Source organism: Collinsella sp. TF05-9AC, assembly GCF_003438495.1.
Taxonomy (GTDB): Bacteria; Actinomycetota; Coriobacteriia; order Coriobacteriales; family Coriobacteriaceae; genus Collinsella.
In genome coordinates, this window is record NZ_QSSH01000003.1 from 29,893 (window position 1) to 49,131 (window position 19,239).

17 protein-coding genes are annotated in these 19,239 nt (G+C 58.4%); 10 read left to right on the forward strand and 7 right to left on the reverse strand.

Annotated elements, in window-relative coordinates; translation table 11 throughout:
• Positions 1 to 6: 6 nt before the first annotated feature.
• Positions 7 to 759: an amino acid ABC transporter ATP-binding protein gene (locus tag DXC52_RS01560; RefSeq protein ID WP_117745860.1), complete on the forward strand. Its 753-nt coding sequence runs from the start codon at positions 7 to 9 to the stop codon at positions 757 to 759.
• Positions 760 to 876: 117 nt separating this feature from the next.
• On the opposite strand, the gene DXC52_RS01565 is transcribed toward DXC52_RS01560, so the two are convergent.
• Entirely contained in the window at positions 877 to 1,296 is a 420-nt protein-coding gene (locus DXC52_RS01565; RefSeq protein ID WP_117745861.1) for a flavodoxin, read from the reverse strand.
• A 46-nt stretch (positions 1,297 to 1,342) separates the two neighbouring features.
• The gene (locus DXC52_RS01570) at positions 1,343 to 2,044 is read right to left on the reverse strand and encodes a DUF3793 family protein (protein WP_117745862.1); all 702 of its coding nucleotides are present in this window, start codon (positions 2,042 to 2,044) and stop codon (positions 1,343 to 1,345) included.
• 174 nt (positions 2,045 to 2,218) lie between these two features.
• On the opposite strand from DXC52_RS01570, the gene DXC52_RS01575 reads away from it, so the two are divergent.
• Positions 2,219 to 2,602 carry a heavy-metal-associated domain-containing protein gene (locus DXC52_RS01575; protein ID WP_117745863.1) on the forward strand — a complete coding sequence of 128 codons (384 nt, stop codon included), beginning with the start codon at positions 2,219 to 2,221 and terminating at the stop codon, positions 2,600 to 2,602.
• Positions 2,603 to 2,875: 273 nt separating this feature from the next.
• Positions 2,876 to 5,428, forward strand: coding sequence for a hypothetical protein (locus DXC52_RS01580; protein WP_147330587.1), 2,553 nt, complete (start codon positions 2,876 to 2,878; stop codon positions 5,426 to 5,428).
• Here DXC52_RS01580 and DXC52_RS01585 read toward each other — a convergent pair.
• Both DXC52_RS01585 and DXC52_RS01590 read right to left on the reverse strand, forming a co-directional pair.
• Positions 5,425 to 5,850, reverse strand: coding sequence for a hypothetical protein (locus DXC52_RS01585; protein ID WP_233504723.1), 426 nt, complete (start codon positions 5,848 to 5,850; stop codon positions 5,425 to 5,427). The genes DXC52_RS01580 and DXC52_RS01585 overlap by 4 nt on opposite strands.
• Positions 5,843 to 7,369, reverse strand: a complete 1,527-nt coding sequence (locus tag DXC52_RS01590) for a DNA repair protein (protein ID WP_370446107.1) — start codon at positions 7,367 to 7,369, stop codon at positions 5,843 to 5,845. The genes DXC52_RS01585 and DXC52_RS01590 overlap by 8 nt, the downstream gene beginning before the upstream one ends.
• A gap of 215 nt (positions 7,370 to 7,584) precedes the next feature.
• On the opposite strand from DXC52_RS01590, the gene DXC52_RS01595 reads away from it, so the two are divergent.
• Together DXC52_RS01595 and pgi are read left to right on the forward strand one after the other, a co-directional pair.
• The gene (locus DXC52_RS01595) at positions 7,585 to 8,109 is read left to right on the forward strand and encodes an iron-containing alcohol dehydrogenase (RefSeq protein WP_199409410.1); all 525 of its coding nucleotides are present in this window, start codon (positions 7,585 to 7,587) and stop codon (positions 8,107 to 8,109) included.
• Positions 8,110 to 8,308: 199 nt separating this feature from the next.
• On the forward strand, positions 8,309 to 10,003 hold the full coding sequence (pgi, locus tag DXC52_RS01600) for a glucose-6-phosphate isomerase (protein ID WP_117745868.1): 1,695 nt from the start codon (positions 8,309 to 8,311) through the stop codon (positions 10,001 to 10,003).
• Positions 10,004 to 10,144: 141 nt separating this feature from the next.
• On the opposite strand, the gene DXC52_RS01605 is transcribed toward pgi, so the two are convergent.
• From DXC52_RS01605 to DXC52_RS01615, 3 genes are all read right to left on the reverse strand, one after another.
• Positions 10,145 to 11,449 carry a VirD4-like conjugal transfer protein, CD1115 family gene (locus DXC52_RS01605; RefSeq protein ID WP_117745869.1) on the reverse strand — a complete coding sequence of 435 codons (1,305 nt, stop codon included), beginning with the start codon at positions 11,447 to 11,449 and terminating at the stop codon, positions 10,145 to 10,147.
• Entirely contained in the window at positions 11,442 to 12,059 is a 618-nt protein-coding gene (locus DXC52_RS01610) for an ATP-dependent Clp protease proteolytic subunit (RefSeq protein ID WP_022094432.1), read from the reverse strand. The genes DXC52_RS01605 and DXC52_RS01610 overlap by 8 nt, the downstream gene beginning before the upstream one ends.
• Before the next feature lie 63 nt (positions 12,060 to 12,122).
• Positions 12,123 to 13,013, reverse strand: coding sequence for a hypothetical protein (locus DXC52_RS01615; RefSeq protein WP_117745870.1), 891 nt, complete (start codon positions 13,011 to 13,013; stop codon positions 12,123 to 12,125).
• Between the two features lie 489 nt (positions 13,014 to 13,502).
• On the opposite strand from DXC52_RS01615, the gene DXC52_RS01620 reads away from it, so the two are divergent.
• From DXC52_RS01620 to DXC52_RS01640, 5 genes are all read left to right on the forward strand, one after another.
• On the forward strand, positions 13,503 to 14,345 hold the full coding sequence (locus DXC52_RS01620) for a Cof-type HAD-IIB family hydrolase (protein WP_117745871.1): 843 nt from the start codon (positions 13,503 to 13,505) through the stop codon (positions 14,343 to 14,345).
• A gap of 64 nt (positions 14,346 to 14,409) precedes the next feature.
• Positions 14,410 to 15,069: an HAD family phosphatase gene (locus tag DXC52_RS01625; protein WP_308196326.1), complete on the forward strand. Its 660-nt coding sequence runs from the start codon at positions 14,410 to 14,412 to the stop codon at positions 15,067 to 15,069.
• Between the two features lie 150 nt (positions 15,070 to 15,219).
• Positions 15,220 to 15,963 (forward strand): GntR family transcriptional regulator, encoded by a 744-nt coding sequence (locus tag DXC52_RS01630; RefSeq protein WP_117629749.1) that lies wholly within the window; start codon positions 15,220 to 15,222, stop codon positions 15,961 to 15,963.
• 218 nt (positions 15,964 to 16,181) lie between these two features.
• Positions 16,182 to 17,645 (forward strand): YfcC family protein, encoded by a 1,464-nt coding sequence (locus DXC52_RS01635; RefSeq protein ID WP_117745873.1) that lies wholly within the window; start codon positions 16,182 to 16,184, stop codon positions 17,643 to 17,645.
• 9 nt (positions 17,646 to 17,654) lie between these two features.
• A complete protein-coding gene (locus tag DXC52_RS01640) occupies positions 17,655 to 19,238 on the forward strand; it encodes an amidohydrolase (RefSeq protein ID WP_117745874.1) in 1,584 nt (527 codons plus the stop codon).
• Position 19,239: the final 1 nt, after the last annotated feature.

The following is a 19,239-nucleotide window of genomic DNA, read 5'->3' on the forward strand; positions in this document are numbered from 1 at the left end:
TCTATTATGAGCGAAACCAATAACTCGAACGAGGTCGTCGTCAGCATCAAGAATCTCCAGAAGGCCTTTGGCGATAACGTGGTCCTGCGCGACATCGACCTTGATGTGCACAAGGGCGAGGTCGTCGTAGTCCTGGGCCCTTCGGGTTCGGGCAAGTCGACGATGCTTCGCTGCATTAACCGTCTCGAGGAGCCCACGAGTGGTTCGATTGTCGTCGAGGGCGTTGATGTGTGCGCCAAGGGCGTTGACCTCAATAAGGTGCGTACGCACTTGGGCATGGTGTTTCAGCAGTTCAACTTGTTCCCGCACCTGTCGGTCAAAAAGAACGTCATGCTTGCGCAGCAAAAGGTGCTCAAGCGCAGCAAGGAAGAGGCCGAGAAGATTGCCATCGAGGAGCTGACCAAGGTCGGCCTGGCCGAGCGCATCGATTTTATGCCGAGTCAGCTTTCGGGCGGTCAGCAGCAGCGCGTGGCCATCGCCCGCGCCCTGTCGATGAATCCGCACGTGATGCTCTTTGACGAGGCCACGTCGGCGCTCGATCCTGAGCTTGTCCGCGATGTATTGGGCGTCATGCGCGATCTTGCGCATGACGGTATGACCATGATCGTGGTGACGCACGAGATGGGCTTTGCCCGCGACGTCGCCGACCGCGTCGTCTTTATGGACGGCGGCGTTATCGTGGAGGATGGCACGCCGAGCGAGGTCTTCGACCATCCTAAGAGCGAACGTACCAAGGCGTTTTTGGGCAATATCTCGTAGCCGCTTTATATGACTGACATAGCAGAAAACGGGAGCCGGATGTGATCCGGCTCCCGTTTTTGTTGGGACGCGAATGTGTTTTGGTGCAGAGCGCGTTACGGGCGGAGCTCATTGCCGCTAGACGAGCTCGGCTCCAAGGGCGCGGCAGGCCGCCTCGCCCTCATCGTCGGGGGCGTCGTAGCAAATGACGGAATCGACGACGTTGACACCTGCCTCGTCGGCATCGGCCTTCCAGTTGTCCATCCACTCGCCCTCGGCCCACGAATAAGAGCCAAAGAGGACGACCTTCTTGTCGCCGAGGGTTTCCTTGACTTCGTCCCACATCGGTTGGAACTCATCGTATTCAAGCTCCTCGGAGCCCATGGCGGGGCAACCGAAGGCGAAGGCATCATAGTCGGCGGCCCTGTCGGCAGAGAAGTCGGCGCAGGGGATGACTTCGGCCTCGGCGCCCGCGGACGTGGTGCCCTCGGCAACGAGGTTTGCCATGGCCTCGGTGTTGCCCGTGCCGCTCCAATAGACGACGGCGATCTTGCTCATGTTGAGTCCTTTCGGTTGTGCGGCGTGCGGCCGCGGTTTGTACGTTCTATCGGGTCGCCTGGGCAAGTTGCGCCAAGCTGCAGCCCTGCTGATAGATAAAGGTGAGGTGTTGGGTGCAGGCACGGTACGCATCAAACGTCGCAAGCGCCTGCTCGACATTATAGACCTTCCAGGCTCCAAAGATCTTGTAGTTCTCGCCACGCTGGGCGATGAACTCGTATACGTCGTCGTAGGGGTACCCCAGGAAGTAGCCAATTTCGTGTGGAAACTCGCAGGTGCAGCCGTTGTCGCAGTGTGCTTGATGGTCCAATGCGCATCGGGTTTGGCCGCATGCGCATTCCGCGGCGTTATTGCTTGCGAGCGTGATGCGCGATGCCAGGTGCACAAGACATGCCGAGAGGTTGCCGGTGTCGTAGCCCTCCTTGGCGAGTGCCGTTTTGGCGCGCGGGTCAGCAAGGTAAGTGGCGAGGCTATTGGGCCGATATGCGTATACGAGCGCCCCGCAGGGGCGCCAGACCAAAACGCTCAGATGGATGCCGAACGGATTAAGCTCGCGGTTGCACCGGGCGATAACGTTGAGCAGGCGTGCTCGGCGATCCTCGATCGCCGCAGTTACGCTTGAGCCGTCTTGATCGACATAGACTCCTGGGTAGGTAAAGAGCGATGCCGGTTTGATGCCCGCGAGCGTGGGGGAGCAGTTGCGCACGACTGCCGCCTGAAACGTTGGGATGTCTATGGTTCGAGTCACGACGCTCCTTACGGATCTAAACTGTTAGCCTAGGAAAACTTATACACGAAAGTAAGCCTTGGTCAACTAAAAAGTTTGAAGAGGGAAACTAATTGACCGAACGGACATGATTTTGGGTTAAGATGGGAACACCCCATGGGGGTATCTAGATAGGGCTACTTGAAAGGGGAACGCATGAGTGACTTGCTCAACCCTGCGAATCTCATCGTGCTGGCCGTCATTGCCGTCGGCATGTTTTTTGGGCTGCGTCGCATTGCGGCGTCGACGCATGGAAAGAGCTGTTGCAGTGATGGCGCGAGCGGCAAGAAAGCCAAGAAGGTTGTGGTGGCAGACACCGACGAGTCCCACTACCCCTATCGTGAGGAGCTGCTTATCGGCGGCATGAGCTGCGACGGATGCGCTCGGAATGTGACGAATGCCCTCAATGCGCTTGATGGCGTGTGGGCTACGGTGACGTATGCGGACCACACGGCACGCGTACGCTCGAAGCGCCCGGTTGATCGCGACACAATCGAGACGGCGGTGAGGGGCGCGGGCTATTACGTTATGAAGATGTAGGCGTTGCCCTCTCCGGCGGATACCGGCCGCCTGCTCATTGTGACTATCGGCATCCAAAAATTTGTGCAAAAAATAACCTTTAGATGCGGCAAAAGTGGAGTTTGGTGACGGTTCGCGCGGAATTCGTTACCAATTGAGCATCTATTAACCCGTCCAAAAAATTACAGGTGTATATTTATACGCTGATTATTGCTGTGCTCAGATTGCAATTAACCGTGGACAGAAATGAAGAATGCTAAAGCTGGGCTTTAGGACAGGGGAGGTTATAGCCTTATGAGACGAGTGGGAGCACTTGGCTTGGTGGCAGCGCTTGCCGCTATCTTGGTATCGCCGCTGCCGGCGCATGCCGAAGACGCTTCGGGTGCCGTTACCTACAATGCGGGAAATGGGTATTCCTTTGAAAAGCTCTCGCATCCTACGGTAGGAACGTCGCAGCCGGATGGCATCGTCGACTACCAGGGCGGCGGTGCCGTTGCCGTTCCGGGCGCCGATGGTAATACGGCCAACAACGAAGGCGATCGCGGCCAGAGCTACACTTGGGCGGCTGCGAGCTATGGTGACTGGCTTTATGTGGGCACCTGCTATGCGGCGATGGGCAACACGCTGACGCTCATGAACGGCACGCTGGGCGATTCCTTTGATGCCGAGACCATGCGCCTGACGCTGGAGGCCATGTTTAACGGCACCTTCTTCTATGGACAGCAGAAGGAGGACGGCACGGCCGACAAGGACAGCGGCGGCATCTTGGTCAAGATCAATACCAAGACCGGTGAGACCAAGCTGCTGCTCTCTGAATCGCTCAACGGCGTCGCTCCTTTGTTCCGCAATGCCGTGAGCTATAAGGGTAAGCTCTATTTCTGCGGCAGCGTCAGGACCAATGGCGGCAAAGGCGGCCTGCCTGCTGTATACGAGATCGATCCTAAGACGGATGAGTACAAAGTTGTCTATCAGGGCCTTTCGAGTATGCAGGATTACGGTGCTGCCTACAAGCAGGGCATTTCTACCGGTATCCGCGGCATGTGCGTCCATGATGGCCAGCTCGTCATCAGTAATGTGGGTAAAGACGCGAACGGTAATTTTGTGTCGACAATCCTGACGTCGTCTGACCCCTCGAAGGGCCAGGACAGCTTCACCGAGATTGCCAACTCGGAGACGCTGTTTGGCTATCCGGCGATTCGCTATAAGGACAGCATCTACGGCGGCGCCATTTGGGATATGGTCTCGTACAATGGCCATCTCTATGCGACCATCTGCACCGGTACGCCCGAGAACGCTCCCGATGATAATTCCATGCAGTCGTTTGCCATGGTCCGTGGCGACAAGAATGCCGACGGCAGCTATTCGTGGACTCCCATTGTCGGCGATCAGAAGACGGACGGTGCAAAGTACTGCTTTGGCATCGATCCTGCCCGTACCCGTTCTGGCGCTGCCAATCTCATCGTCTACAACGACTACCTCTATATCGGTGAATACAACGACGAGGAGATTGCCCTCGAGCGCATCCTGTTCAACAAATCCAACACCGAAGAGGGCGGCAAGAGCAGCATGGGTGGCGTTGACTGCTCGTTTGTGAATGCCAATCTTGAGCAGTCGGTTAACATCTATCGCATGGACAAGGACGAGAACATGGAGCTCGTCGTTGGCGATCGCACCGACATGTTCCCCGAGGGCGGTATTTCCGGCCTGACTTCGGGCTTTGGCCGAAACGAGAACCAGTACATTTGGCGCATGCAGAAGTTCGACGGCAAGCTGTATATCGGTACCTTTGATACCGCGAGCCTGCTTGAGCCGATCGGCCAGTTCTCCAATGGCGACATTATCGATATGACGCCCGAGGAGTGGGACTCTCAGGTTCAGCGCCTTAGGGACCTGCTCGATCACCTGCTCGACAAGAAATCGCCTGACGACCCCATCGTTCCCGTGAACACGCTTGCGGACGATGATTCAAACGAGGCCGTCGAGGTCGATGATTCGAACGAAGCTGCCGAGGTCGATGATTCAAACGAGGCCGTCGATGTCGATGACGAGAAGACCGAGGTTGCTAAGGGCTTTGGCGATCTGAGCGATGCGCTGGGGGATGCCGCGGGCGGTCTTTGCGATCAGGCCGCGACGATGTCCCAGGACTTTGAGGACGATGCCGCTTATGTCCAGAAGATCGATGGCGAGATCGCGTACTTCAAGTCCTTTGCCGACCAGTATCAGGACATGCTCGATAGCTATGAGAGCCTTAGGCAGCAGTACGAGGATGCCTATGGCACCGAGCTGCCGAGCGATATTCAGGATGCGCTCGATAAGCTGCTGAGCGAGGAGAACCTCAAGAAGCTGCAGAGTGTCCTTACGTGCATGTGTTACCTGCGCGATGCCGAGCGCGGCTTTGATATGTATGTGACCGAGGACGGCGTGAGCTTTACGACGCTGACGACTAATGGCTTTAACGATCCGTATAACCATGGTCTGCGCACCTTTGCGGTGACCAACCAGGGTCTGTGCCTTGGTACCGCCAACCCGTTCTATGGTTGCCAGGTCTGGATCCAGCGCAAGGAGAATTCGGAGAATCCGATTGATCCCGGTACTCCGGATCCGGCGGAACCCACCGATCCTTCGCAGCCGGGTGGCGGCAATCAGCCTGGTGGCAGCCAGACGGGCGGCAACGACCAGTCGAGCAGCACCGCGACGACCGTTTCGACGACCACTAAGAAGACTCCGAAGGACGGCTCGCTGCCTCACGCTGGCGACTCGACCCTCACGCTGGTCTTGGGATTGCTGGTTGCAGCTGCCGCAGTGCTTGGCATTGCTCTCGTCTTGCGCAAGCGTTCTCGTTGCTAGACTCGACCACGCAGCTCGATGCCTTGGATATCGTCGAAGTTGATGGCGATATCCCTGAGTTTGAGCAGCTTGAATGCGGGTAACACTTCGTCGAGAATGCCCGTGCGGCTACGATAGCCGTACGTATCGTAATAGGTGACGCGCACCAAGTCGCCACGTTTGAGGCCCTCGAGCTTTTTCGAAAGCTCGAGGGCTTTTTCTTCCGTGAGCTCGCATTTGGGTTCGACGGTGATTTCCTGCTTACGTACGAGCTCGTAGTATCCCGTGAGGGCGGCAAAGGGCATAAACTGCGCGGCGCGGCCGGCGCGGACGGAGCCGTTGGCGGTGAGCTTGGGGTCGGCGGATTGACGTCTTCCCTCGGGGTCCGCTAGACGTTCAAAAGGCGTCGGTGGCCGCATCGGCTGTTGTTGGGACTTAGGCACGATGTCCCCCTACCTGATCGTTGCGTTCGCGTGCGGTGGCGCCGGCGGTAAAGCTCAATCCCTTGACGAGCGCGTTCTTGCCGTACTTGCCCTTCACGGCCAGGACGGCGCGCGCCAGGTCGCGCTCGCGCTCATCGGCCTTAACATCGCTGAACAGGTCGATAGTGGCAAATTCCTCGGGCATGAGGTTGCCAAATCCCAGGTTGATGCGCTTGATCGGTCGTTTGGGATCGACAGTCTGCGCCCAGAGCTCATCGAAATAGCCCATGATCTTCTTAAACGAATTGGTGCGCTCGGGCAGCTTGCGCGAGGCGTTGGAGTGCGCAAAGAGCGCGGCATAGCCACCACGCGGTTTGCCGCCATGCTCTCCCACAAAGATGCCATCGATTGCCTGCGCCTCGCGCACCAGGCGGCGCCGTTCGTCATCGCGCTGGACGGGCTTGGGCGCACGGGGCGCGAGTCCGGGGCCGGCGGTTGCGGTGGGTTCGATACTCGACGTGCTTGAGCGTAGGTGTCCGCATCCGTCCACATATTGCGCTGTGCCGCTGGCGTCGAGGCGGCGTATGTCGGCTCGTTCGCTTGCATAACCCACAAAGAGCGAGATGCTGTCGCACACCACGTGCTTATCGATCAAGTCCAGCACGGCGTTGTCGACCATCTCGCGCAAGACGGTGTAGGCCTGTTCATAGGCATAGCCTTTCGATAGCACCTGTCCTGTGGTAGTTGAGGTTGCCTGCGGGCGATAGGCTTGGATATCGGCGATAGTTGTCGGCTCGCGCCCGAAGGCGTGGTCGATGAGATATTCGGCATTGACGCCGAGCTCGTCGTAAAGCAGGTTTTCGTCGAGCGCGGCGACGCCCATCAGATCGTATACCCCGTACTTTTCGAGGCGGGCTGCCACGCCGGGGCCGATGCCCCAGATGTCGGTGATGGGACGATGGGGCCAGATCTCCTTGCGAAAGGTCTCGTCGTCGAGTATGCCGATGCGGCTGGGTACGTGCTTGGCGGTAATGTCGAGCGCTACCTTGGCTTGGAATAGGTTGGGGCCGATGCCGACCGTCGCCGTGATACCGGTGCGCGCGAGGACCTCATCGCGCAACATGCAGGCAAAGCCTTTGGCATTAGTGTGGTAGAGGTCTAGATAGGGCGTCACGTCGATAAAGCATTCGTCGATTGAATAGACGTGAATGTCTTGCGGGCTCACGTATTCCAGATAGATGCCGTAGATTTGCGCCGACACTTCCATGTAATGCTGCATGCGCGGTACGGCCTTGATGTAGTCGATGCCGTCGGGAATCTCGAACAGACGGCAGCGGTTGTGTATCCCGAGGTCCTTCATGGCCTGTGTGATGGCGAGGCAGATGGTCGTGCGCCCGCGCGATTCGTCGGCAACGACCAGGTTGGTGGTGAGTGGGTCGAGTCCGCGGTCGACGCACTCGACGCTGGCGTAAAACGTCTTAAGGTCGATGCAGATATAGGTGTGACGCTCGTGCCCCACGCGTCCTCCCATCAAACACATGTTCTTATCGAATACATGTTCGATAATACCCGCTCATCCGGACATCGTCAAAACCTGCCAAAAAGGGACTGGTTTGTTTTGGTAGGTATGGTCGTGCGGCTGCATCGGGGTTTTAACGCAGCTCTAAAGAGTGCGAAACAGCCCGGAAAACCTCGCTTCGTAGCATGAGCCTAACGATTGATATCGCCTATACGCACGGAAGGGTTGTGGGAAAGATGGTCAATTATGGGTTTGGTATGCCGACGCGCCTTGTTGCGGATGGAGACGTGGCTCGCTGGTGCGGGCGATTGGTTGCTCACTATGGCGGCACCAAGGCGCTGGTCGTGCTGGGCGGTGACAAGCATACGCGCGATGAGCTTGTCTCGGCGGCACTTGGCTCGCTTGATCGAGCCCTGCTCGAGCGTGTGCTTTTCCGCTGCGGCTCGGTTGAGGGTGACGGGGGAGACGAGCTGATCGACGAAGCCGTGGCCCTGGCGACCGACGAAGGCGTGGACTTTGTCTTAGCGATTGGCGATGCCGATACTGCCGGCTTTGCACGCGAACTCGTCCGTCGCATGGCGGCGCTCGATGCCGGCGAAGACGGCTTTGTGCCTTATGGATGCATTGTCTCGGAGGGCAAGGTGCCTGCCGTCGCGGGTGCCGGCGAGGTTCCCGTTTTTGCCATCATCGCGCCCGAACTGCTGGAGGGTATCGGGTCTCCTCTGCGCGAGCTGCTCGGCAGCGTGTGCGCCGCGACCTAATATTTGGCATAAAGGGATGGGTTATTTTTGGTAGGTAAAGCGTTTGACCTGCCAAAATAAACCTGTCCCTTTTTGGTCGGTTGCCGTTTGGGGGCCGATTGGCAACGCTCGCTGATTATGGTCTTGACCTGCGCTAGAATAGTGGCATCTGAATGTCCGGGCGCATGGAGGCGTGCGCCCGTATGCTGAGGAGGACTCTATGGCAACTGTTGCCGCACCTATCGATGCTACGTCGACTGCCGCTTGGAAGGCGCTCGAGGCTCATCAGGAGAAGCTCGAGGCCGAAGGTATCGACCTCAAGGCCTGGTTCGCCGCCGATGCCGAGCGCGTGAACAAGCTGAGCTTTGACGCCGGTGACCTGCACTTCGATCTGTCGAAGAACCTGGTGACCGATGAGACCGTCAAGCTGCTGTGCGATCTTGCCCGCGAGGTGAAGCTCGAGGAGCGCCGCGACGCCATGTTCTCCGGCGAGCACATCAACACCACCGAGGATCGCGCCGTCCTGCACACCGCGCTGCGCCGCCCGGCAAGCGAGAAGGGCCAGCTCATCGTCGACGGGCAGGACGTCGTCGCCGACGTGCACGAGGTCCTCGACCGCATGTATGCCTTCGCCGAGCGCGTGCGCTCCGGTGAGTGGAAGGGCGTTACCGGCAAAAAGATCGAGCATCTGGTGTCCATCGGCATCGGCGGCTCCGACCTGGGCCCGGTCATGGCTTACGAGGCTCTGCGCCCCTATGCTGACGCCGGTATCGACTGCCGCTATATCTCCAACATCGACCCCAACGATCAGGCAGAGAAGCTCAAGGGCCTCGATCCCGAGACCACGCTCGTGATCATCGTGTCCAAGACCTTCACCACGCTCGAGACCCTCACCAACGCCCGCGAGGTCAAGACCTGGATGCTCGAGCAGCTCAAGGCTCAGGGCGCCATCGACGGTTCCGATGAGCAGAACGCCGACGCCGTTGCCAAGCACTTCGTCGCCGTTTCCACCGCACTCGAGAAGGTCGAGGCCTTCGGTATCGACCCCGCCAACGCCTTCGGCTTCTGGAACTGGGTCGGCGGCCGCTACTCCGTCGACTCCGCCGTGGGCCTGTCGCTGATCGTCGTGCTCGGCCCCGAGCGCTTCCAGCAGTTCCTCGAGGGCTTCCATGCTATCGATGAGTACTTCTGCAATACCCCGCTCGAGAACAATGCCGTCGCGCTGATGGGCCTGCTCAACGTCTGGTACGTCAACTTCTTCGGTTCCAAGAGCCATGCCGTGCTTCCGTACTGCCAGTACTTGCACCGTTTCCCGGCCTACCTGCAGCAGCTCACCATGGAGTCCAACGGCAAGCATGTCCGCTGGGACGGCAGCGCCGTGACCTCCGACACCGGTGAGATCTTCTGGGGCGAGCCCGGCACCAACGGTCAGCACGCCTTCTACCAGCTGCTGCACCAGGGCACCGTGGTGGTCCCGGCCGACTTTATCGCTTTCGCCAACACTGCCAACCCCGCAACCGACAGCGGCCAGGATGTCCACGAGCTGTTCCTGGGCAACTTCCTGGCCCAGACCAAGGCACTCGCCTTTGGTAAGACGGCCGATGAGGTGCGCGCCGAGGGCACGCCCGAGCAGATCGTCCCGGCCCGCTGCTTTGAGGGCAACCGTCCGACGACCTCGATCTTCGGCGACACGTTGACCCCGTTCGCGCTCGGCGAGCTCATCGCTCTGTACGAGCACATTACGTTTGTCGAGGGCACGGTCTGGGGCATCGACTCCTACGACCAGTGGGGCGTCGAGCTGGGCAAGCAGCTTGCCAAGCAGATTACCCCGGCTTTCCACGACGACGCCGCCAAGGCCGAGCAGGACGCTTCGACCCAGGCGCTCATCGAGTTCTACCGCGCGCATCGCAAGTAGTCGCTGCTGTTAACGCATCGCGCCTTATAGTCAGGGGCCCGTATCCTATCGGATGCGGGCCCCTTTGCTTTGCCGTGGTCCCGGGGCGCACGGCCTTTGTGGAACATCGTCGGGGCGCCGCGCGCTGCGAGAACCCTGCGCCTAGATCTCGGCCTCCGCATGGCCTCGCTGCGCCTCGGGCAGCTCCCCGTAGAGCGGATGGTCTTCGAGCCTAAAGCGCTCGACCTGTTCGGGAGTGCGACCGCGTACAAAGAGCCACGAGCGATCGATCGGCGTCGCCATGAGCGTGCTGGGCAGCGCGTCGGCGCGGTCGGAAAACACCCGGGCACTCTCGGGATCCTGGAACGCCAACACCAGATGCGTGTCGCAGTTGCCCATGATGGAGCGTGCGCGTGCCTCGCCATAGAGCGCATCGAGCTGGTTGGTCGACTGCAGCAGCAGCGTTGCCCAGATGTTGCGGCTTCGGATAATCGAGAGCACGTTGTCGATCTGGGGGATCTGCAGATTTGCGAAGTCATCGAGCATAAAGCGCACGGGCACGGGCAGGCTGCCGTCGGGCTGCCTATCGGCCTCACGAATGAGGCCCATAAACGCCTGCGAAATAAAGAGGCCGGTCAGCGGATCGAGATTGCGGTCAATATCGCTCACGGTTACAAACAGGGCGCAGGGGGTGTGTCCCATGGAAGCGAAGTCCACCTGATGGCACTCACGATAGAGCTGTGCCGCACCGTCGAATCCCAGACACATGACCTTTTCGGCAAGGATGCCGACGATGCTCGCGTGCATGCGCTCGGCATTTTGCGTAATGGCGTAGCGCCGCCATAGCGAGAGGGCATAGCTTTGGGGGTCGGTCGTGATCAGGTCGTCAAACAATCGACCCGTGGCACCGTCCTGCAGGTGCTCGATCAGCTTGATGACCGAGCTGATCGTCTGCTCGTCGGCGGGTAGCTGTTCGGTGACGTAGGCGATAAGACACGACAGCAGGTTTGCCGCCGCATGATCCCAAAAAGGCTGGTTGTTGTCCTCGATGGGGCAGATGGCCTTTGCCACCGAGAGGATGTCCTGCTGGTTGGGCCTGCCGTCCGCCTTGCGGCGAATGTGCCTCAGGGGGTTGTAGCCGCAGCGCTCGATGCCGGGCGCAAGGGCCGGGACGGTGTTGAGGTCGGCGAAGTTGAGACATTGCACGCGGTAACCGTGGGCTGCCAGCACGGGTCCCACTTCGCGACAGAGCGTGCCTTTGGTGTCGAGCACGATGTAGCTTGCGTTCATTTGCAGCAGGTTGGGCTTGAGGACGTTTCGGGTCTTGCCGGCTCCCGAGGGGCCGATCACAAGTGCGTTGTTGTTGAGTCCCGTTTGGCGGGTGTCGCAGGAAAGCGTTCGATCCTTGGCGAGGATGGTGGACGATGCGGACTCAGATGCGGCGAGGCGGCTGGCGAGGTTAGACATGGGCGACCTCCTTGGTGGTCGAGAGGATTTCGTGGGCAAAGCCGAGCTCGACGGCGCGCTCGGCCGAAAGGTAGGTGTCTTTTGCAGTGAGGGACTGGATGCGCTTGGGCGTGAGGCCGCTGCGGTCCGAGAGGATTTGCGTGAGGGTCTTGCGGGTCTGCATGAGACGCCGGCTGGTTTCCTGCAGCGCAAGTGCCGAGCCGCCTGCCCCCTGGGGGATCAGCGGGTCGTGAATCATGAGCTCTGCATGGGGCGCCATACGGCGATCGTCGCCGCCCATAAAGATCACGGCGCCCATGGACGCGGCGAATTCCAGGCAGACGGTGCGGATGGGGCACGATGCGAGGCGCATGGCGTCATAGATCGCAAGACCCGATCGCACGCTTCCGCCGGCGCTGGCGACAAATATGGTGATGGGGCGGCTGGGGTCGGTGGCATCGAGCAGGCGAATCTGCTGGCATAGGTCATGGGCCATCGGGGTTTCGATGTTTCCCATGACGGAGAGCTCGCGACGGGCGAGCATCTCATCGTAAATGCTGGTGAGCGTGATACCTCGGGCGGATTCACGCATGGTGAGGGGGCTGATGATGGGGGAATGATTGGTGTCCATGAGGACTCCTTTCTGTTGGTTGTGTCGTGGAATAGGATTGTTGCCCGCGGGGGGGCTGGCGGGCTACAGGGCTCGTCCGAGCCTGAGATCGAGCTCGGTTGTGGGGCAGGCTGCCTGTTCGTGCGGCTCGCAAGCACCAAAGGCTCCAAAGCGATGGAGCGTTGCGGCGGGCGTGGTGTAGGCGAGCCGCAGCTGATGCTCGACAGGGGCACATCCGTCATTTTTGTAATGAGCCGCGTAGTACTGCGCGATGCTGGCGTTCATCTCGCTGCCATTGCGATGGCGCTCAAACTGGCGTCTGCAGGTCTCGATGATCTTTGCTACCGACTTGGGTGCCGTCGCGGGAACAAGGGCGAGATAGCCCTCAAATAGCTCGTTGATGCTCAGGAGGCACAGCAGGTCGATCAGCGTCCTTATGGCTGCTCCCTCGGCGGAAAAGTGCGCGGTCATGCGGTTATATCGGTTGCGGTCGACGATGGCCGCATGGGGTCTTGGGGTTTTCTGCCCCGTGGTCCCGGGCTTTTGCAGCGCCTGTGTATTGAGCTCGACGTTGCAGCGCTTGAGGCCGTCCAGCGGAAGGAACAGTGCGGTGCGCAGGGTGTTCCGCTTGCTTTCGAGTTCATGACGCTCGTCGGGTTCCCATTCGAGCTTGAGTTTCGTGTCGAGCGCCGTAAGCATATGGGCTAGGCAGCCTACGGTAAGAACGTGCGAATCGTTGTCGCGTTTTGGGGCATAGGGGTCTGTCAGCTTGCGAATGTCGGGGTCGCCCATGATCTTTGTGCAGCGCTTCAGCAGTTGAGGATGGTCGGCCAAGATCGTCGCGAGCGGTAGCGACGCGTAGTTCTTGATGGTCGCGGCGGCAAAGGCGGCATCATATTCGTTTGCATATGCTCGCTCAATTCGGGCATCCAGAATGCTTTTCTTATCGCTGTCTTCAGCGTGGTGGTTTGTCATAGCTTCTCCAATCGGTTGATGTTCGTGCTGTTTGTTGATGTGTTGGTTGTCGTGAGTGATGTGCTTGCCGTGGGTGATGTGCTGACGTTGGGGTGCTATGCGGTTTTCAATGAGCCCGTGAGGCAGTTGCTGCAGGGGCGGGATGGAACGGCCCATGCAAGGCGGAAGGCATCGTGCTCAAAATCGAGACAGCAATGCCCTGGGTGCCTCACATGTGGCAGTTACCTCATTAAGTTGTCATTGCGTTTGGGGTTGTACTTTGCCGATCTTCCTTCTCTTACACGCTAAAACTCAAACTTCATATGCTCGATCTACTTAAAACCGCAACGGCGGTCTTTTATCAACTTATATGTCGGAACGCGTCTTTGCAAGTACTTTTTTGCCTTTGTTTCAAATGGGGTGGTTTTGCAACCGTCATACGCGCGCTGTGCGAACGTGCCCCGGCTCGGATAAGATAGTGCGCGATAAAAACGATGCAAGGAGGCACATATGGCAATCAAAGCCATCGCGATGGATATCGACGGTACGCTCACCAACGACCAGAAAGTGATTAGCTCGCGTACGCGCAAGAAGCTGCTCGCGGCGCAGGAATCGGGCATTAAGCTCATCTTGGCTTCGGGCCGTCCCGCATGGGGGCTGCACGCCTTGGCGCAGGAGCTCGACCTTCAAAACCATGACGGTCTGCTGGTGGCCTTTAACGGCGCGCATGTGGTCGACGCTCAGACCGACGAGGTGCTGTTCGATCAGGCTATGCCTGCCGACGAATTGCATCGCCTGATTGATCACCTGCGTAATTTTGACGTGATCCCTATGATTTCGCTCGGTCGCGATTTGCACGTCGAGGACTCGTACCGTTGCATGATCACGCTGCCTGACGGCTCGCAGAAGAATATCGTCAAGTATGAGCGCGACGCGTGCGATCTTAAGATTCGCGAGGTGGAGAGCCTGCATGAGGTCGCTGATGCTTATCCCGTGGACAAGCTACTCACTGCGGGCGACCCGGCATACCTGCAGGCGCATTACGAGGAGATGTATGCGCCCTTTAAGCAGACGCTTTCGGGCATGTTTACGGCCGACTGGTACTTTGAGTACACGGCGCCCGGTATCGACAAGGCCTGCGCGCTCGAGGGTGCCCTGCCCAAGCTCGGCATCGATGCCAGCGAGGTCGTATCGTTTGGCGACGGCCAGAACGACAAGTCCATGATCGAGTGGGCCGGCACCGGTGTTGCCATGGGAAACGCCGTCGATGAGGTTAAGGCTGTGGCCCAGATGGTGACCACCAATAACAACGAAGATGGTATTGCGGTGGCGCTGGATAAGCTGCTGGGCTAGAATCGCCGATTAATGCATGATTCGGGCGCCTGCTCGCGGGCGTCCTTTTGTTAGGGAGGGTGCCGTGTCCGCATTTCCGTTCGACGCCGTTATCTTTGACATGGACGGCGTCATTGTCGATACCGAGTATTACTACTTGGGCGAGACTGCCGCGTTTGCCAAGGAGCTGGGGCTTAATCTGACTCAAGAGGAGTTGAATGGGCAGGTCGGTACCTCCCATCAGTTCTTCCTGCATATGCTGGTCGATTGGTTTGAGCGCGCCGGTAAGGGGCATTTCACTGGCGAGGAAGCGTTGGCCCGTTGGGACGAGTGGGCGCATAAACGTCCGCGCGACTATCAGGCTTTGATTAACCCAGGCGCCGTGGATACGATTCGAGAGCTGCCGCGCCGTGGCGTTCGTGTGGCGCTTGCCAGCTCGTCTCCCATGGTTAGCATCGAGGAAGTGCTCAACGCATGCGGGCTGTCGGATGCCTTTGAGTATGTGGTGAGCGGCGAGCAGTTTAAGGAGAGCAAGCCCGAGCCCGACATCTACCTGCATGCGCTGGATCTGCTGGGGCTGCCCGCGAATCGCTGCTGCTGCGTTGAGGACTCGGTGCCTGGCATCACTGCCGGCAAGCGAGCCGGTCTGACAGTCATTGCCAAGCGCGAGGAGCGCTTTGGCTTTAGCCAGGATGCCGCGGACAAGATTATCGACCAGTTGCCGGAGCTGCTCACGCTTTCTTAGGAGCGCGGTAGTTGCGCGTTTTTCGGGTCTGATGAGTAAATACCCGACATTTTGGTGCGACACCTAGCATACTTTAAGCTAATGCGGGCTTAAGGACTTGTTGAATGCCCTTAAGCCTGTTTTAGAATTAATTGTGCTGGGAGAGGGTATATGCCACCGACTGAAGGGCCAACTGACGGTAAAGCAGCGATACCGCTGTACCAACAGGTCATTGATATCATTAAAAACGAAATCAACTCCGGCGCCTACAAGGCAGGCGCGCGGATACCCAACGAATTCGAATTGGCTGAGAGCTATAAAGTTGGCCGCGTTACCGTGCGACGCGCTATTGAGGAGCTCGTCCAGCAGGGCTATCTAACGAAGCGACAGGGGAAAGGCACGTTTGTCAATGCCCCCAAGCTCAAGCGCAAGATTCGCCAGAAGGATGACGTCCAGAGTTTTTCGGACGCATGCCGCGTTAACGGAATGGAACCGGGGGCGTGTGTCATTTCGAGAAAGATACTGCCGGCGGATTCCACCGAAGCGCAGTTCTTTGGTGTTCCCGTTGGAACTGACTTGATTTGCGTTGAGCGCGTGCGCACTGCCGATGGCGTCCCTGTCATGCTCGAGAACAACATATATGTTTACGAGGACAACGCCTATCTATCAACGGCACCTCTATCTAACCAATCCATTTTTGAGTTCGTGCGCAACCGGACGGGCCGCACGCCCGCGTTTACCGACCCGTGCACGCTCGAGATCGCGTGCGCGTCGCCCGAGGTCGCTCGACTGTTGGCAGTTCCCGTTGGCGAACCCTTGTTTTATATGGAAGCCTTCTTTTTCGATGAGCAGCGGCGGCCGTTTATCATCGGTCGTCAGCGGATCGTTGGGTCTCGCTACGTTTTTGACATCTAGGACATTGCGAATGGAAACGCCCGGTGGATCATCTCACCGGGCGTTTCCATACCGTTCATGGCGCAAACGCGACCGTTCAACCGCGTTGCGGCAATCAGTTTGAAATTATCTTGATGAAGGAAAAAGCTGCTGGTAATCTATGGGACGTCATAGAACGTTTGCATTGTGCAAACGTTGAAGCGAGATGCGATGCAGTCTCGAGTTCTTTGGAGGTATCTATGTCAGATACGAAGGCGAAGAAGACAAACAGACGTTTTAAGTTCAAATTACCGCATGTCTATACGATCATGTTCTTGCTGATCGTTGTCTTTGCGGTCCTGACTTGGATCGTTCCCTCTGGTCAGTATCAACGCAAGACGATTTCGACGGCGGCGGGCGAGCGTGAAGTCGCCGTTGCTGGAACCTATGAACAGGTCGATAAGAACTACACCGATTCCGAGACCGGCGAGACCATCAATCTGGGCCAGGATATCTTCGCGGTTCTGCAAGCGCCCACCAAGGGCATCCAAGAGGCTGCCGACGTCGTTGCGTTCGTCTTATTGATTGGCGGATCGTTCGCGATCATCACCAAGACCAACGCTTTGAATGCCGGCATGAGCCGTGTGATTAAAAAGCTCAAGAACAAGGACATCCTCATCATTCCCATCACGATGACGTTGCTGTCCATTTGCGGCACTACGTTTGGTATGTCTGAGGAAGCCCTGCCGTTCTATGCCATCTTCATTCCCATCATGATGGGTATCGGTTATGACTCGATGACGGCATTCATCATCTGCTTCCTTGGTCCTAACCTGGGATATTGTGCTTCGACCATCGACCCGTTTAATGTTTTGATCGCCCAAGGCATCATTGGCATCGAGGGTAATCCGCAACTGTGGCTGCGCGCCGTTTCTTGGGTCATCTTCACTGCCGTCGGTATCGCATGGGCCATGCGCTACGCCATGCGCGTCAAGAAAAACCCCGAGTCGTCCATTGTGTACGAGGACGATAAGCTCAAGCGTATTGAGTTTTCCGTGACCGATGCCTCCATCGAGGAAGAGTTCACGATCCGTCAGAAGCTCGTGCTTATCGATTTTGCTTGCGGTATGGGCATTATCGTCTGGGGTCTTGTTACCCAGGGCTGGTACATGAATCAGATTTCCGCCGTGTTCCTTGGCATGGGCTTGCTTGCCGGTATCCTGGGCGGCCTTGACCAGCAGACGATCGCAGAGGAGTTCGTTAAGGGTCTCGCCGACTTTGCGTACGCTGCCGTCGTTATCGGTATCGCTCGCGGTATTCTGGTCATCGCCGAGGGCGGCATGATCATCGACACCATCCTCCAGGCGCTCGCTACCGCGCTCGCCGGTGCACCCGCCGCCGTCTACACCACGTTTATGTATGTCGTCCTTGGCCTGCTCTCTTTGCTGGTTCCCTCGAGTTCTGGCCTGGCAGCGCTCACCATGCCCGTTATGGGCCCCCTGACCGAGCTCATGGGCCTCAATCCCGAGGCGGCCGTCACCGCGCTCCAGTTTGCCAACCAGACCATCAACACCATCAGCCCCGTGGCGGGTATGACGGTCGCCGGCCTTGCCGTGGCTAAGATTTCGTTTGGCCAATGGTGGAAGACCATTTGGAAGTTCTTCATCTTCATGGTCGTGTTTGGCTTGGTCATTACTGCCATTTCCGGCATGCTTCCGGCGTAGGTGGTTGTGATGTCTGATCGTTTGACGGTCCTGACGTCTAAGAGCGTCTTTACCGGTACGGGGGACCTGCCGTTTGAAGGTTTCGTAGCGGTCCGTGGCAATCGAATTGAGGCTGTTGGCACCAAGTGTGAGCTAGCTTCGTATTTGACCCAGGCGGACGAGGTAGTTGACCTGGGCGACCGCACCGTCATGCCTGGCCTGATCGATGTGCATACCTTCTATACAGGCTGGGCGCTGCGGACGTTGGGGCCTGATCTGTCCGGCATCGCTGATGCCAAAGAGGCCGTGTTGCTCTTGCGTGCATGGAAAGAAGATCGTCCGGATTGCGCGGCGGCTTTTGGCCACAACCTACCCGAAACGTTGGCATCGGATGCCGAGAACGCAAATACAGCAGCTGTGTTTGACGAGTGTTTTGGCGATATCCCCGTCGTCTGCTTTACACCGGGCGCGGATACCTGTGTTCTCAATGCTGCCGCCAGTGCGCGATACGGCTTTACGCCCCAGGCGTGCTATGCCGAGAAGATCTGGCGCATGATGAGCGATTTCCTCGCGCTGCCCGAGGTGCGTGCCGGGTATTCGGACTACATGAGCATGCTTAACGAGCGTGGCGTTACCGCCATCAAGGAAATGGCGTTTGATGACTACTACGGCTTTGCCGACGAAATGGCTCGCCGTGAGGAATCTGGTGAGCTGACGGTTCGCGTCTCTATGATGTCGCAGCCGGTGGGCGCCGGTGCAAATCTGGCATATGCCCGCGAGGCGCGAGAGCGCTTCCGGGGACCGTTCGTTCGTTTTTCTGGCTTCAACCGTATGACCGATCGCGGCGTATGGGCGGGGCTTGCCGAGATGATTGACCCCTATGAGGACACGGCCGATGCGGGCGCTGCCGGCAAGACGGTCGTCGAGGAACCAGAGTGGGATCTGATTGAGAGCGAGCTGCGTGCAATTGATGCTGACGGCTTCCGATATTCCTTGCATTGCCAGGGCGATGGCGCCGTTCGTCGCACCGTGGCGCTCTATGCCTCGCTGCCTCGAGACGAGCATGGACGGATGCTTCGCCGCCATGCGATTACCGATCTCGAGAACTCTGACCCGACCGATCTTGTCGAGTTTGGCAAGTTAGGTGGAATTTGCGAGGTCTATCCGCAGATTCTAACGCTGGACCGGCGCGAGGATTGCCTATCGATGATGCGTCGACAAATTGGCGAGACGCGACTTTTGCACAGCTGGAATCGCCGCGGCATGGAAGATTCCGGATGCACAGTGTGCTGTGGAACGGATTTGCCGCTGCTGATTCCGAGCCTGGGCGAGTCAATCTACAGCGCGTGCGGCGGATTCTTCGCCGACGGACTGCCTGTGAATGAGGTCAACACGCTGACGCTTGTCGAGCTCTTGCGCGCTTGGACTGCCGGGGGCGCGTACGATCTGATGCGCGAAGACGAGCTGGGTACGCTCGAGGTCGGCAAGCTTGCCGATATCTGCGTGCTCGATCGGGATGTGTTTGACCTCGATTATCGCGACGCACGCGATCTTGCGGTTGATATGACGATGTCGGACGGACAAATCGTGTTCGATCGAAATAAGGAGGCATAAG